Raw genomic sequence first — 14,011 nt, forward strand, 5'->3', positions numbered from 1 at the left:
AGCTTTCGGCTCGGAAGTAGTGTGATGCGCAACATAGTGATCTTCGCGGCCGTCATGATCGGCCTCGGCACCTTTATGGCCCAGATGGCGGACAAGATGAGCTCCGCCTCCGCCACCTCGGTGCCGCGCACGGCGGTGGCAGTCGCCTCCACCGCGCCCGCCGGCGGCCGCAGCCTGGCCATTTCCCGCGACGGCCGCGGCCATTTCCAGACCGAGGGCCGGATCGAGGGCCAGCGCATCGGCTTCATGGTCGACACCGGCGCCTCCGTCGTTGCGCTGAACGAGACCTCGGCCGCACGCTTTGGCCTGCGTCCCTCGCGCAGCGAGTACAACGCCACCGTCTCGACCGCCAACGGCACCGTCAAGGCCGCGCGCACCCGCATCGCCATGTTAGAGGTCGGCGGCCTTATCGTGCGTGACGTCGATGCCATGGTGCTGCCGGACGCAGCGCTGTCGGAGAACCTGCTCGGCCTCTCGTTCCTGTCTCGCCTCAAGCGCTTCGAATACGCCAACGGCCAGATGGTGCTCGAGCAGTAAGTTCGCTTTAACAGCCCGAGGAGGGCCTCCCGCCGGGGCAGGCGGAGTGCTATATTCCATTCATGAACGGCCCCGATGCGATAGCGATTCTGCGACAGTTCGAGCCTGCCCTGCGCGAGCGGGGCGTTTTGCACGCCGCGTTGTTCGGCTCCGTGGCGAGGGGCGAAAATCATTCCGGCAGCGATGTCGATATCATGGTCGAGATCGATCCGGATGCCCGGATCACGGTGTTCGATTACGTCGAGCTCAAGGAATATATTGCCAAGCTCTTTGATGAACCCGTTGACGTCGTCAACCGCGACGGTCTGAAATCATACGTCGCTCCCGCCGCAACGGCCGACGCTGTCTATGCCTTCTGATCGCATCCTCTCCGCGGGCACGTCCTTCGTTACCAAACTGCCGCAATTATCGGCCATAAGCCTTCATTCCCGCCTTCCGCTGCGGCCCGGCATTCGCTAAGGCTGCAGCAAATCCTGCCTCCCTTTTCACGAGACCATCTTAATGTTCCCGAAGCCGAAATCCGTATTGTTGCCCAACACCTATGCCTTCGAATCCGAGCCGATGGTGAAGCCGACGGGGTTTCGCGAGTATGACGCGCGCTGGTTGTTCCAGAAGGAAATCAACCTGATGGGTGTGCAGGCGCTCGGCATGGGGCTGGGTGCGTTGATCGCCGAGCTCGGCGTCAAACAGGAGATCGTCACCGGCCACGATTTCCGCGGCTATTCGGCCTCGATCAAATACGCGCTGATCTCCGGCCTGATGGCCGCCGGCTGCAAGGTGCACGACATCGGGCTTGCGGTGACACCGATGGCCTATTTCGCACAGTTCGATCTCGACGTGCCCTGCGTCGCCATGGTCACGGCCTCGCACAACGACAATGGCTGGACCGGCGTGAAGATGGGCGCCAATCGCCCGCTGACTTTCGGCCCCGACGAGATGACGCGGCTCAAGGAGATCGTTCTGGGCGCCGAGTTCAAGAACAAGGCCGGCGGCTCCTATCAATTCCACGAAAATTATCCGGCGCGTTACATCGCCGATCTCACCTCTCGTCCGAAGCTGACGCGCAAGCTGAAGGTCGTCGCAGCCTGCGGCAACGGCACCGCCGGCGCGTTCGCGCCGCAGGTGCTGGAGGCGATCGGCTGCGAGGTGATCCCGCTCGACACCGAGCTCGATCACACCTTCCCGAAATACAATCCGAACCCTGAGGACATGGAGATGCTGCACGCGATCCGCGATGCGGTGCTGCATCACAACGCCGATGTCGGCCTCGGCTTCGACGGCGACGGCGACCGCTGCGGCGTCGTCGACAACACCGGCGAGGAGATCTTTGCCGACAAGGTCGGCGTGATGCTGGCGCGCGACATGTCGGCGATCCACAAGAAGGCGCAGTTCGTCGTCGATGTAAAGTCGACCGGCCTGTTCGTCACCGATCCCGTGCTGCAGAAGCAGGGAGCGAAGGTCGCCTATTGGAAGACCGGTCATTCCTACATGAAGCGCCGCACCAACGAGATGGGCGCGCTGGCGGGCTTCGAGAAGTCGGGTCACTTCTTCTTCAACAAGCCGTTCGGACGCGGCTATGACGACGGCCTGGTCTCGGCGATCGCGATCTGCGACATGCTCGACCGCGCGCCCGGCAAGTCGATGGCCGACCTGAAGAACGCGCTGCCGAAGACCTGGTCGTCGCCGACCATGTCGCCGCATTGTGCCGACGAGGTCAAATACGGCGTCATCGACAAGGTGGTGAAGCATTTCGAAGGCTTGCAGGCGAAGGGCGCCAAGATCGGCGGCCAGTCGATCCGCGATCTCGTCACTGTCAACGGCGTGCGCGTCACGGTCGAAGACGGCAGCTGGGGCCTGATGCGCGCCTCCTCCAACAAGCCCGAGCTCGTCGTCGTGGTCGAGAGCCCGGTCTCCGAGCAGCGCATGCACGACATGTTCGAGATGGTGAACAGCGTGCTGCGCACCCATCCCGAAGTCGGCGAGTACAACCAGAAGATCTAAGGGGCGTCAGAGGAGCACAACACGCGCCGTAAATCTCCGCTGTCATGCCCCGGCTTGACCGGGGCATCCAGTACGCCGCAGCTTCTCGATTCAATCGCAGGCGTCACGGACTACTGGATCGCCCGGTCAAGCCGGGCGATGACAGCTGTCGTTTGGTGAAAGAGCTAAGCCGCCACCACCGCCGGGATCGGCAGCGCGGTGACCGACTTGATCTTCTCCATCGCGAAGCGCGAGGTGACGTTCTTCAGCGGCACGGCGCTGATCAGCTTCTTGTAGAACACGTCATAGGCCTGCATGTCCGCCACCACGACGCGCAGCATGTAGTCGACGTCGCCGGCCATGCGATAGAACTCCATCACCTCCGGCATGGCGCTGACGGCTTCGGCGAACCGCTTCAGCCAGGCGTCGGAATGGTCGGAGCTCTCCACCGAGACGAACACGGAGATGCCGAGCCCGATCTTGTTCTGGTCGACGAGGGCCACGCGCTTGATGATCACGCCATCGGCCTCCAGCCGCTGGATGCGCTTCCAGCAGGGGGTCGAGGACAGGCCGACGCGATCGCCGATCTCGGCGACGGACAGGGAGGCATCCTCCTGGAGGACCATCAGGATCTTGCGGTCGATGGCATCGAGGCGGCGGCTGGTCTCGGGGATCTGGACGGCAAGGTCGGTCATTTGAAGAACTTTGTTCCATTTCAGGGGCAGATTTCCCTGATATAGAGAAAATCATTCTATAGCAAGTCTATAATGTTTGCGGCCGGTCGGGCATCGCCGCCGGCTGCTCGCTCAAAAACTCTTCAACTTCAACGCGTTGTGGTGCGGCCAGGCCACCACCATGACGGCAGCATTTCAGCGCTGCGGCGGCCGCGGCGAATCGCAGCGCCTGCCGCGCCCCCTTGCCCTCGGCGAGGCGAAGTGTGAAGGCGCCATGGAAGACGTCGCCGGCGCCGAGCGTATCCACCGCCTGGATCGGGAAGGCTGGCGTCTCCTCCAACTCGCCCACCTCGTTCAGCCAGATCGTGCCGAGGGGGCCGCGGGTGGCGGCGAGGAAGCCTGGCGTCAGCCCGGCCAGGCGTTTCAAGGCCTCGCCGTCGTCGGCGACGCCGGCGGTCTCCTGCGCCTGTTCGCTGGCGAACAGCAGATGCGAGGCTGTCGTGAGCAGGCCGTCCTGCAACGACATCGCGCGGTCGACGCCGACGATGACGGGAATGCCGCGCCGGCGCGCCTCAGTGCAGAGCGAGGTCGCGAACGAAGCGCAGCGGCTTTCGACGAGGACCGCACGGCAATCGGCGAGCAATTCGTCCGCGTCCGCCAGCTTCACGCTCCACAAAGCGGGATCACGATAGATCGTGAGGGTCCGCTCGCCGGAGGGCTCGATCATGATCGCCGAGACCGGCGTGGCCAGGCCCGGCATGCGCACGATGTGCGTGGTTTCGATGCCCTCCTGCGCCATCCGTTCGAGGATGAAGCTGCTCGACGTCTCGCCGGCATCGCCCATCGGTCCGGCGAACGCGACGCGGCCGCCGAGACGGGCGATGGCGATCGCGGCATTGAGCGCGTTGCCGCCGCAGATCTCCGCAAGCTGGCTCGCGTTGGCCTTGCTGCCGCGTTCGGGCACGGCCTCGACGCGAAAGGTGAGGTCTCGCACGGGAATGCCGATGCAGAGGATGCGCCGCGCGAGTCCCGCTGCGGTCATCGGCGCTCTCAGCTCAAGCGCCGCTCTTATCGTGCACCCAGCGGCCAAGCAGATGATGGGCGATCGCAAACGGATGCGGGCCGGCGAGCCCGTCCGGATGCGTCCGCGTCAACATCAGCGCAGCCTCCTCGCGCGTGAACCAGCGCGCGTCTTCCAGCTCCATCCGATCGACGACGATGTCCTCGTTCAGCGCCCGCGCGCTGCAGCCGATCATCAACGACGACGGATAGGGCCAGGGCTGTGTCATGTAATACTTCACGTCGGTGCAGCGGATCCCGGACTCCTCCAGGATCTCGCGGTGCACCGCGTCCTCGATGGTCTCGGCCGCCTCGACGAAGCCGGCGAGGCACGAATACATGCCGGGCGGAAACTGCTTCTGGCGGCCGAGCAGGCATTTGTCGCCGGAGGCGACCAGCATGATCACGACGGGATCGGTGCGCGGAAAATGCTCGGCCTTGCAGGCGGGGCAGTCGCGCTTCCAGCCGCCTTCCTTCATGCTGGTGCGTGCGCCGCAATTGGCGCAATAGCCGTGGCGCTGATGCCAGCCCACCATCGACTTGGCCATCGCAATCGCGGACAGCTCCTGCGGTGGGACCGCGCCCTGCATCGCCATGCCGCGCAGCTCGGTCACGGTGTAGTGGTCGCGGCCGACCAGTTTCTCGGCCGCCGCCTGCGACATTCCCATGCCGAACATCGCCGCGCCGTCACGCAGCCCCAAGAAGACCGTGCCGGGATTGGCGCCGCATTTCAGCGCCTCGTCGATTCCCAGCAGCGCCCGCACTCTATCGCCCTCGCGCTTCACCAGCAGCGAGTCGCGATAGACGACATAGGCGCGCGATGACGGTTTCTGCTCCATCGCGAACAGCTTTTCGTCGTCGCGGCGCAGATGCGCGGCGCGGTCGAGGACGTTGGTGACGAAGGCCGGCTGTCCCAGCGGAAACGAGTCGAATGCTGACATTATGATTCTTTCAACCCAACCAGATCTTGCGGCGGAGCGCGCTGATGAAATTCTGCACTTCAGTGGCGTCGTGCGCCAGCGGCGGCATCACGCCCCACACCGGCCGCGGCCAGGCCGCGTCACTGGTCCGGCGCGCGATGACGTGAACGTGAAGCTGCGGCACGAGATTGCCGAGCGCGGCGATGTTGAGCTTGTCGCATTTGGTGATCTCCTTCAGCGCGCGCGAGACGCGGGAGATCTCGGTCATCAACTGCGCCTGCTGCACCTCGTCGAGATCGATGATCTCGACCGCATCCACCCGCCGCGGCACCAGCAGCAGCCAGGGATAATGCGCGTCCTTGATGACCAGCACCTTCGACAGCGGCAAATCGCCGATGTCGATGGTGTCCTCTTTCAGGCGGGAGTGCAGCGACCAGGCGGGTTCGGGCATATGTCTTTCCGGATAGCCGGGGGGCGGGCGTGTTGGGGGCGACCATACGATACGCGGTTAGCGAGGGGAAGGATCGGGCTCCGCAGGGGCCGCATGCACGGTCGTCGTCCTGGACAAGCGAAGCGCAGATCCAGGACCCATTACCCCAGGAAGTAGTTTGGCGAAGATTTGTGGTGACCAGCTCGGACCACAACTGCTCCCTGGGGTAATGGGTCCTGGCTTTCGCCAGGACGACAGCGAGTTACGCCTCCGCCAGCACGCGCGCATTGGCGCGGATCGACGCCTCGCTCACACGAATCCCGAGGCCGGGGCCGTCGGGCACCACGACATGGCCGCCGCGGTTGGCGATGCGCTCCTCCAGCACGTCCTCGGTCAGCACGTGATGCGGCATGTAGAACTCGCAGCCGAGCGAGATGCCCGGCGTCGCCGCGATCAGCTGCGTGCCGGCGGCGAGCCCAATGCCGCCCTCCCACAGCGTGCCGCCATAGCCGGGCAGGCCGGCGATGTCGGCGATTGCCATGATCGCCTGCGCCTCGAACAGGCCGCCGGCCTTCATCAGCTTGATCGAGACGGCATCGGCCGCCTCGCGGCGCACCACCTCCATCATGTCGCGGCGATCGAAACAACTCTCGTCGGCGAGCACAGGCGTTTCCAGCGCCGCAGTGAGCTGCGCCATCACGTCCAGATATTTGCGCGGCACCGGCTGCTCGATGAAGGTCGGCGCAAATTGCTCGACGTCGCGCAAAATCTTGATGGCGCCGAACGGCGCCAGGGCCTGGTTGTAGTCGACGCGCAAATCGACGTTATCGCCGAATTCTTTCCGGATCGCCTCGAGGTGGTCGAGGTCCTCGCGATGCGGCTTCACGCCGGTCTTGACCTTGTAGATGACATTGCCGTCCGGAACCATGTTTCGCATGCGGTCGAGATCGGCGGCGAAATCCGGATCGGCGATCGAGAAGGAAAGGGGAATCGTGTCGCGCACCCGGCCGCCGAGGAGGTCGGCGACCGACAAGCCGGACGACTTGCCGACGATGTCGAGCAGCGCCATCTCGATGGCGACCTTGGCCTCGGCATGTCCGACCAGCGCACGGTCGAGCTCCGCCATCAGCGCGCGGATACGGCGCACCGGCTTGCCGAGCACGATTGGCCTTAAGTAAATGTCGAGCGCTGAGAACGCCGCTTCCGGCGTTCCCGTGAACACCTCCCACGGCGCCGCCTCGCCCCAGCCGATCACCCCGTCGCTCGCGGTGAGCTCGATCAGCACGCGCTTCACCGTGCCCTTGACGTTGCCGACGCCCTGGAGGCGCGCCATCTTGATCGGGCTCTCGATCAGGAACAGCCTGAGACGTTCGATGGTCGCTTCGGTCATGTCAGGCCTCCATTGACGTGCCAGATCTGGCCGGTGACGTAAGACGCCCTTGGTGACGCCAGGAAAGCGATGATCTCGGCGACCTCCTCCGGTTGCCCGCGGCGCCGCATCGGGATCAGCGCCTCGGTCGCAGCGATCTGCTCGGGCGACAGCCGGCTCTCACTCGGCTTGTCCTTGACGATGAGGCCCGGCGCAACCGCGTTGACAGTGATGCCATCTTTCGCGAGCTCGATCGCAGTCAGCCGCACCAGCGCTTCGAGCGCGGAACGGCTCGCGGCGGTCGCGGCGAAGGGCGCGAACTCGGGCCGGATCGCGTGCGCGACGAAGGAAGACACGGCGACGATCCGCGCATCTCGCCCAGCACGGAGTTGCGGAAGCGCGGCCTCGACCATTCGCGTGAACGCCAGCGCGGATTCGTCCATCGCCTGCCGGAATTGGTCCGCCGGCGTGCCGATCGCGCTGCCCCGGCGGCGTGGCCGCCGACCAGGACCAAGCCGTCGAGCCGGCCAAAGGCGGCTTGCGCGGCGGCGACGGCATCGGTGGCCGCGGTCTCCTCAGCGAGATCGCCAAGGCATCTTGCCATCACGGCGCCTTTCACTTCGGCGTCAGCTGCGGTGGCGTCGAGGCCTTCTGCGTTCGCGCGTGTGTGCAGCAGAAGCCCAACACCAGGCGCGGCGAGCAGCTTTGCGGTGGCGCGGCCGATGCCGCTGGCGGCACCGGTGACGAGATAGACGCGTTCGATATCAGGCATCATGGTGTCGCGTTGGCCGGCGGCAGTGCGCCGGTGCGGTGGAAATGGCTGAGGAAGGCGCGCGTCGCGGCTTCCTGCGGGTTGTCGATGACCTGCCGTGCCGGGCCTTCCTCGACGACGATTCCGTCGCGCATGAAGATGAGGCGGTCGGCGACTTCGCGCGCGAAGGCGATCTCGTGGGTCACGATCACCATGGTCATGCCTTCCGACGCCAGCCGCTGCATCACGTTCAAGACCTCGCCGACGAGCTCGGGATCGAGCGCCGAGGTGGCCTCGTCGAACAGCATGACATCAGGCTCCATCGCGAGCGCACGTGCAATCGCGACGCGCTGCTTCTGCCCGCCGGAGAGCGTCGCAGGATATTGGTCGGCGTTCTCGGCAAGCCCCACCTTGGCGAGCTGCGCCCGCGCGAGCTTCTCGGCGTCCGCCTTGGTCATCCGCCGCACCGTGACCGGCCCCTCCATTACGTTCTGGAGCGTGGTCATGTGCGGGAACAGATTAAAGTGCTGGAACACCATGCCGGTGGTGGCGCGGAATCTTGCCAGCGTCTTCACGTCGGGCAGTCTCGAACCGTCGCCAAATGAAAAGCGCGTGTCTCCGACGCGGACGCTGCCACCGTTGGGCACCACAAGGAGATTGATGCAGCGGAGCAGCGTCGACTTGCCCGAGCCGGACGGACCGATCAGCGCGACCACGCCGCCCTTGGCGACGTCGAGATTGATGTTCTTCAGGACCTCGTTGCTGCCGAAGCTCTTGCGTAAGGCCCGGATCTCGATCTTCGAGGTGTTCTTGGACGTCTCGCTCATTCGCTGACCGCCAGTCGCTTCTCGCCGCGCCGGACGAGGATGGTCAGGGGAATCAGGATCGCCGCATAGGCGACCGCGACCGCGGTGTAGGTTTCCAGCGGCCGGTAGCTGTCGTGGGCCGCGACCTGGCTCTGATAGACGAGGTCGGGCACGGCCAGCACCGAGACCAGCGAGGTGTTCTTGAACTGGATGATGGACTGGTTCATCAGCGCCGGGATCATGCGCTTGATCGCCTGCGGCAGCACGATGCGGCGCATGGTCTGGATCGGCGTCATGCCGAGCGCGGCGCCGGCTTCGGACTGGCCGCTGTCGATCGAGACGATACCGCCGCGAATGATCTCGGAATAGAACGAGCCGCCATAGAGCGAGAGCGCCAGCGCCGAGGCGGTGATCGGCGTCATCTCGACGCCGGCGAGGATCGGCAGCGCGTAATAGAACCAGATCAGCTGCACCAGGATCGGCGTGCAGCGGAACGCCTCGATGAAGGCGAGTGCGGCAAGGCGCAGCGCCCTGAAGCGCGACAGACTGCCGAACGCACCAAGCAGGCCGAACAGCAGCCCGCAGACGACGATGACCACGGTGAAGCCGACGGTGACGCCGAGCCCGTTGAGGAAGAGCCAGCGATAGCCCCAGAGGATGCCGAAGTCCCACTGATACATATTCGCTTGGGCCTCAGTCGGGGAATGGCTTGGAAAGTTCGAGCCGCGCGCTCGCTGCACCTCTCCCGCTTGCGGGAGAGGTCGGCGCGAAGCGCCGGGTGAGGGCTCCATCCTCTTGGGGAGTCTCCCTAGCGGAGACACCCTCACCCCGACCCTCTCCCGCAGGCGGGAGAGGGGGCAGAGCGGAGTGCGCGGAGCGAGCCAGCCCTGAACCCATCGCTTACAGCGACACGCCCGGCGGAATGTCCGCCTCCGTCACGCCCACCAGCTCCATGTTGGTGATGATGGCGTTGCGGATGAAGCCGAGGCCCTTGTTGAAGTCGATCCAGGTGTTGACGTAATCGCGCCAGGTCTTGTCGGTCTCGCGGCGGAAGCCGGCATTCGAGGTGGTGGCGAAGATCGGCGTCGGCAGCACGAGCTGGCCGAGCGATGGGTTCTTCTTCAGTACGGTCAGCGACAGCATGGTGATCAGGCACTGCGCGTCGACGCGGCCGGTCTGGAGTGCGGCGGTGGCGTCATCGGCGGTCTTCAGCCGCGTGATCTGCGCCTTCGGCGTCAGGCGGCTGACGACCTGGTCGTGCGAGGAGCCCTGGTCGACCGCGATCTTGATGTCGGGCGAGTTCAGCTCGGCCCAGCTCTTCGGCTTGAAGTCCTTCTTGCAGAGGATGGCGAAGGCGTTGTTGAAGACCGGCACCGAGAAGTCCACCACCAGCGCGCGCTTCGGGGTCGGGTTGAGGCCGAAGAAGATGTCGATCTTGTTGGCCTGCAGATCGAGCACCGAATTGCCCCACGTGGTTTCGGTGATCTCGAGCTCGGCCTCCATGTCGTCGGCGAGCCCCTTGGCAATGTCGATGTAAAAACCCTTCCACTGGCCGGAGGCGAGGTCCTTCATGTAGTAGGGCGCGCCGCCGCCGACCGCGCCGATCCGCATCTTCTTGGTCCGGCGGATGCGGGCGAAGGTCGACTCGTTCGGATCGGCCGCCTGGGCCACCGCCGGGGAGGCCAGCGCCCCTGCAGCCGCCGCACCAATGGCGCCAAGTCCGACAATCGATGCAACATCACGACGTGTAACCATTGGGATCAATCGCTTTTCTGGTTGGGATGGAGTTCCGCCAAGCGTTCTTAGCAAGGTGGTCCCAGCAGCGAAAGCACAGCCTATCGGCTGGGCAGATCGGGGATTGCCCGGATGCTGGGCAAACTCAACCGGTCCAAGCCGATACCCGCTTGCTTTCCGCTCCCTTTGGCCCCAAATAGGGACCGGGAGATTGGCGGTGGACGAGCCACTCGCCAACCGGGTCAGGTCCGGAAGGAAGCAGCCCTAACGAGGTCTGGATCGGGTCGCTCGTCAGTCTCCTACCTGTTTTTCCGAGCGAATTGCGCCGGCGGGCCTCCCCGCTGGCGCGCTCCTTTCCGCAAAAGCCGGCCGAGAGAGATTTCATTGCGGATCGACCGATGACCGACGCTGGCGCCCCTCCCAATCCCGACAGCGCCAGCCAGGCTGGCTTCGCACTCGGCGCCGAGCCGGGCGCGCCGTACCGGGTGCTGGCGCGCAAATACCGCCCTTCCTCTTTCGATGATCTGATCGGCCAGGAGGCCGTGGTCCGCACCGTCTCCAACGCGTTCGAGACCGGGCGAATTCCGCAGGCCTGGATCCTCACTGGCGTCCGCGGGGTCGGCAAGACCACCACTGCGCGTATTCTCGCCCGGGCGCTCAACTATGAGATGCCGGATGGTTCGGTGAAGGGCCCAACCATCCACATGCCGACGTTAGGGGTGCACTGCCAGGCGATCATGGAAAGCCGGCACATGGACGTGCTGGAGATGGACGCGGCGTCGCATACCGGCGTCGACGACGTCCGCCAGATCAATGACAGCGTGCGTTATGCCCCTGCCAGCGCCCGCTACAAGGTCTACATCATCGACGAAGTCCACATGCTGTCGACGGCGGCGTTCAACGCCTTCCTGAAGACGCTGGAGGAGCCGCCGGAGCACGCCAAGTTCGTGTTCGCCACGACGGAGATTCGCAAGGTTCCAGTCACGGTGCTGTCGCGCTGCCAGCGCTTTGACCTGCGTCGGGTCGAGGCCGACGTGCTGATGAAGCACCTCGCCAACATCGCGGCCAAGGAAAGCGTCGAGATCGAGCCGGAGGCGCTCGGCATCATCGCGCGTGCCGCCGAAGGCTCGGTGCGCGATTCGCTGTCGCTGCTCGACCAGGCGATCGCGCATGCGGCGGGGCAGGTGAAGGCCGATGCCGTCAGGCAGATGCTGGGCCTCGCTGATCGCACCCGCGTCATCGATCTCTTCGATTCGCTGACGCGCGGCGACATTGCCGCCGCCTTCAGAGAGTTCCGCGACCAGTACGACGTCGGCGCCGATCCGATCGTCGTGCTCTCGGACCTCGCCGAGTTCGTCAATTTCGTCACCCGCGTGAAGATCGTGCCGGCGACCGCCGACAACGTCGCCTATGGCGAGACCGAGCGGGTCCGCGCGAAGGATTTCGCCTCGAAGATCTCCATGCGCGTGCTGTCGCGGATGTGGCAGATGCTGCTCAAGGGCATCACCGAGGTGCAGGCCGCGACGCGTCCCGCCGCGGCCGCCGAAATGGTGCTGGTGCGCATCGCCTATGTCGCCGACCTGCCGACGCCGGACGAGGCGATCCGGATGCTGGAGCAGAACGGCGGCGGCTCACCGGTCGTGAGCGGCGCCAGTGCCGCGCGCAGCGCGCCTTCGGCGCCGGTTGCTTCCACGGCCCCGGTTCGCATGCCGACCTCCTCGCCGTCATCATTCGGCGGTGGCGCTGCCCGGCCGCAGATGGCGGCGCCGGCGCCCGATCCGCAAGGCGCAGCGCCGGTGCTGCGCGTCACCAGCTTCACCCAGCTCGTCGCGCTGGCGGGGCAGAAGCGCGACCTCCTGACCAAGGGCGCGCTCGAAGGCGACATGCGCCTCGTCCGTTTCGAGGAAGGCCGGCTGGAAGTCGCGCTCGAGCCCAACGCCTCCAAGACCATGATCTCCGAGCTCGCGAAGAAGTTCGAGCTGTGGACCGGGCGCCGCTGGACCGTGATCGTCTCCAACGAGCAGGGCCAGCCGACGCTGCGCTCGGTGAACCAGGCCGCAAAGCAGGAGCATGCGCGCACCGCCGAGGCCGACCCGCGCGTGCAGGAGGTGCTGTCGCGTTTCCCCGGTGCGAAGGTCGTCGAGGTCCGCAGGCTTGCCCCCGAGACGCCGGAAACCAATATTAACTCGGACTATGGCAGTGACGATCCGCCCGACGGTTCCGACGGCGACGACGATCTCTGAGCTATTCTTTGTTTGCAAGGACACGCACCCATGGCTGATTTTCTCGGCATGATGAAGCAGGCGGCGCAGCTGCAATCCAAGATGCAGGAGATGCAGGACCAGCTCGCCAACGTCGAGGTCGAAGGCATCTCCGGCGGCGGCCTCGTCGCCGTGCGCATGACCGCGAAGATGGACGTGAAGGGCATCAAGATCGATCCCTCGCTGATGAAGGCGGAAGAGCGCGAGGTGCTTGAAGACCTGCTCGTCACCGCACTCAGTGATGCCCGCCGCAAGGCGGAGACTGCGATGCAGGAGAAGATGCAGGCCCTCACCGGCGGGCTCGGCCTGCCGCCGGGGCTGTTCGGCCAGTAAGATGGGCGCTGTTGCAGGTCCTGAAATCGAGCGGCTGGTCCAGCTGCTCGCGCGGCTGCCGGGCCTTGGCCCGCGCTCGGCGCGACGCGCGGCGCTGCATCTGATCAAGAAGCGCGAGGCGCTGATGATGCCGCTGTCGTCGGCATTGCAGGTGGCGCTCGACAAGGTCGAGGTGTGCAAGACCTGCGGCAACATCGACACGCAAAATCCCTGCACCGTCTGCATCGATCCGAAGCGCGATCCCTCCATCATCGTCGTCGTCGCCGACGTCGCCGATCTCTGGGCGCTGGAGCGCGCGAATGCCACCCAGGGGCGCTATCATGTGCTCGGCGCGACATTGTCGCCGCTCGACGGCGTTGGCCCGCAGGACCTCACCATCGACGCGCTGGTGGCGCGCGCGCATGATTCGCAGGTGCAGGAGATCATCCTGGCACTGAATGCGACGGTGGACGGCCAGACCACCGCGCACTACATCACCGACCTGCTTCAGGACGCCAATGTGAAGGTGACGCGGCTCGCCCATGGGGTTCCTGTCGGCGGCGAGCTTGATTATCTCGATGAAGGTACGCTATCGGCTGCGATGCGGCAGCGCACCCTGTTCTAGCCATCCAGACTTTACGGAACGGACGACATGACGAAACTTTTCGCCACACGATTGGCTTTGCTCGCGATGATGACGATGCTGGTGAGCCCGGCCATCTCCGCGCAGCAGGGCGACGAGACGCCGCCGCCGTCCAAGCCCGGCAAGCCGATCAACACCGGCGACGTGCTCTCCGGCGAGCTGAATGCGATGAAGGTGCGCGACGTCAAGAACGGCAAGCGTGTCGCGACCTACCAGATCACGTCCGAGCCGCGCCGCCTGCCGCCGCCGAACGGGCTGTGCAATCTCGAGACCGGCCCCGAAACCTTCCAGCTCGTCACCTCCAGCGATGCGCAGGCGACGCAGTTGAAATCGTTCGTCGGCAAGGAGATCTCGGTCAAGGTCGACGAGATCGCCTGCGCCAGCGATGCCGGCCAGATGAGCGAGGCCGTGATCACGAAGTGGAGCTTGATCAAGAAGCAGTAGGGGGCGGGCGACGCCTCCTCCGTCGTCATTGCGAGGAGCAAGCTGCCGTAGGGTGGGCAAAGGCGCAAAGCGCCGTGCCCACCATCTTTCG

15 protein-coding genes, 1 other RNA gene and 1 pseudogene are annotated in these 14,011 nt (G+C 65.2%); 8 read left to right on the plus strand and 9 right to left on the minus strand.

Annotated features, from left to right (window positions below; translation table 11 throughout):
• The first annotated feature begins 24 nt into the window (after nt 1-24).
• From ACR9YP_RS07530 to ACR9YP_RS07540, 3 genes are all read left to right on the plus strand, one after another.
• Entirely contained in the window at nt 25-537 is a 513-nt protein-coding gene (locus ACR9YP_RS07530; protein WP_474219301.1) for a TIGR02281 family clan AA aspartic protease, read from the plus strand.
• 62 nt (nt 538-599) lie between these two features.
• Complete coding sequence (locus tag ACR9YP_RS07535) at nt 600-896, plus strand: nucleotidyltransferase family protein (RefSeq protein WP_438103414.1); 297 nt, start codon at nt 600-602, stop codon at nt 894-896.
• A gap of 142 nt (nt 897-1,038) precedes the next feature.
• Nucleotides 1,039-2,538, plus strand: a complete 1,500-nt coding sequence (locus ACR9YP_RS07540) for a phosphomannomutase/phosphoglucomutase (RefSeq protein ID WP_438103413.1) — start codon at nt 1,039-1,041, stop codon at nt 2,536-2,538.
• 164 nt (nt 2,539-2,702) lie between these two features.
• On the opposite strand, the gene ACR9YP_RS07545 is transcribed toward ACR9YP_RS07540, so the two are convergent.
• The 9 genes and pseudogenes from ACR9YP_RS07545 to ACR9YP_RS07585 form a co-directional block, all read right to left on the minus strand.
• Nucleotides 2,703-3,212 (minus strand): Lrp/AsnC family transcriptional regulator, encoded by a 510-nt coding sequence (locus ACR9YP_RS07545; protein WP_008542650.1) that lies wholly within the window; start codon nt 3,210-3,212, stop codon nt 2,703-2,705.
• Nucleotides 3,213-3,279: 67 nt separating this feature from the next.
• On the minus strand, nt 3,280-4,233 hold the full coding sequence (locus ACR9YP_RS07550) for a PfkB family carbohydrate kinase (RefSeq protein ID WP_438103412.1): 954 nt from the start codon (nt 4,231-4,233) through the stop codon (nt 3,280-3,282).
• 13 nt (nt 4,234-4,246) lie between these two features.
• Complete coding sequence (gene nudC, locus ACR9YP_RS07555) at nt 4,247-5,191, minus strand: NAD(+) diphosphatase (RefSeq protein WP_474219302.1); 945 nt, start codon at nt 5,189-5,191, stop codon at nt 4,247-4,249.
• Between the two features lie 10 nt (nt 5,192-5,201).
• Nucleotides 5,202-5,621, minus strand: coding sequence for an HIT domain-containing protein (locus ACR9YP_RS07560; protein WP_438103410.1), 420 nt, complete (start codon nt 5,619-5,621; stop codon nt 5,202-5,204).
• A 241-nt stretch (nt 5,622-5,862) separates the two neighbouring features.
• A complete protein-coding gene (locus ACR9YP_RS07565) occupies nt 5,863-6,990 on the minus strand; it encodes a muconate cycloisomerase family protein (RefSeq protein ID WP_438103409.1) in 1,128 nt (375 codons plus the stop codon).
• A pseudogene (locus ACR9YP_RS07570) lies at nt 6,987-7,741 on the minus strand (SDR family NAD(P)-dependent oxidoreductase). Before ACR9YP_RS07570 ends, ACR9YP_RS07565 begins: the two are co-directional and overlap by 4 nt.
• Complete coding sequence (locus ACR9YP_RS07575) at nt 7,741-8,547, minus strand: amino acid ABC transporter ATP-binding protein (protein ID WP_438103407.1); 807 nt, start codon at nt 8,545-8,547, stop codon at nt 7,741-7,743. Before ACR9YP_RS07575 ends, ACR9YP_RS07570 begins: the two are co-directional and overlap by 1 nt.
• On the minus strand, nt 8,544-9,206 hold the full coding sequence (locus ACR9YP_RS07580) for an amino acid ABC transporter permease (protein WP_370990360.1): 663 nt from the start codon (nt 9,204-9,206) through the stop codon (nt 8,544-8,546). Before ACR9YP_RS07580 ends, ACR9YP_RS07575 begins: the two co-directional genes overlap by 4 nt.
• Before the next feature lie 220 nt (nt 9,207-9,426).
• Nucleotides 9,427-10,281: a transporter substrate-binding domain-containing protein gene (locus tag ACR9YP_RS07585; RefSeq protein WP_130213186.1), complete on the minus strand. Its 855-nt coding sequence runs from the start codon at nt 10,279-10,281 to the stop codon at nt 9,427-9,429.
• A 185-nt stretch (nt 10,282-10,466) separates the two neighbouring features.
• On the opposite strand from ACR9YP_RS07585, the gene ffs reads away from it, so the two are divergent.
• The 5 genes from ffs to ACR9YP_RS07610 all read left to right on the plus strand — a co-directional run bounded on the left by ffs (nt 10,467) and on the right by ACR9YP_RS07610 (nt 13,920).
• An RNA gene (ffs, locus tag ACR9YP_RS07590) (signal recognition particle sRNA small type) lies at nt 10,467-10,563 on the plus strand.
• 95 nt (nt 10,564-10,658) lie between these two features.
• On the plus strand, nt 10,659-12,503 hold the full coding sequence (locus ACR9YP_RS07595) for a DNA polymerase III subunit gamma/tau (RefSeq protein ID WP_474219303.1): 1,845 nt from the start codon (nt 10,659-10,661) through the stop codon (nt 12,501-12,503).
• A 30-nt stretch (nt 12,504-12,533) separates the two neighbouring features.
• Complete coding sequence (locus tag ACR9YP_RS07600; protein ID WP_061879603.1) at nt 12,534-12,854, plus strand: YbaB/EbfC family nucleoid-associated protein; 321 nt, start codon at nt 12,534-12,536, stop codon at nt 12,852-12,854.
• 1 nt (nt 12,855) lies between these two features.
• Nucleotides 12,856-13,458 (plus strand): recombination mediator RecR, encoded by a 603-nt coding sequence (recR, locus tag ACR9YP_RS07605; RefSeq protein WP_370990358.1) that lies wholly within the window; start codon nt 12,856-12,858, stop codon nt 13,456-13,458.
• Nucleotides 13,459-13,485: 27 nt separating this feature from the next.
• On the plus strand, nt 13,486-13,920 hold the full coding sequence (locus ACR9YP_RS07610) for a hypothetical protein (protein ID WP_438103406.1): 435 nt from the start codon (nt 13,486-13,488) through the stop codon (nt 13,918-13,920).
• The last annotated feature ends 91 nt before the right edge of the window (nt 13,921-14,011 follow it).

Source organism: Bradyrhizobium sp. BR14999 (assembly GCF_056106085.1).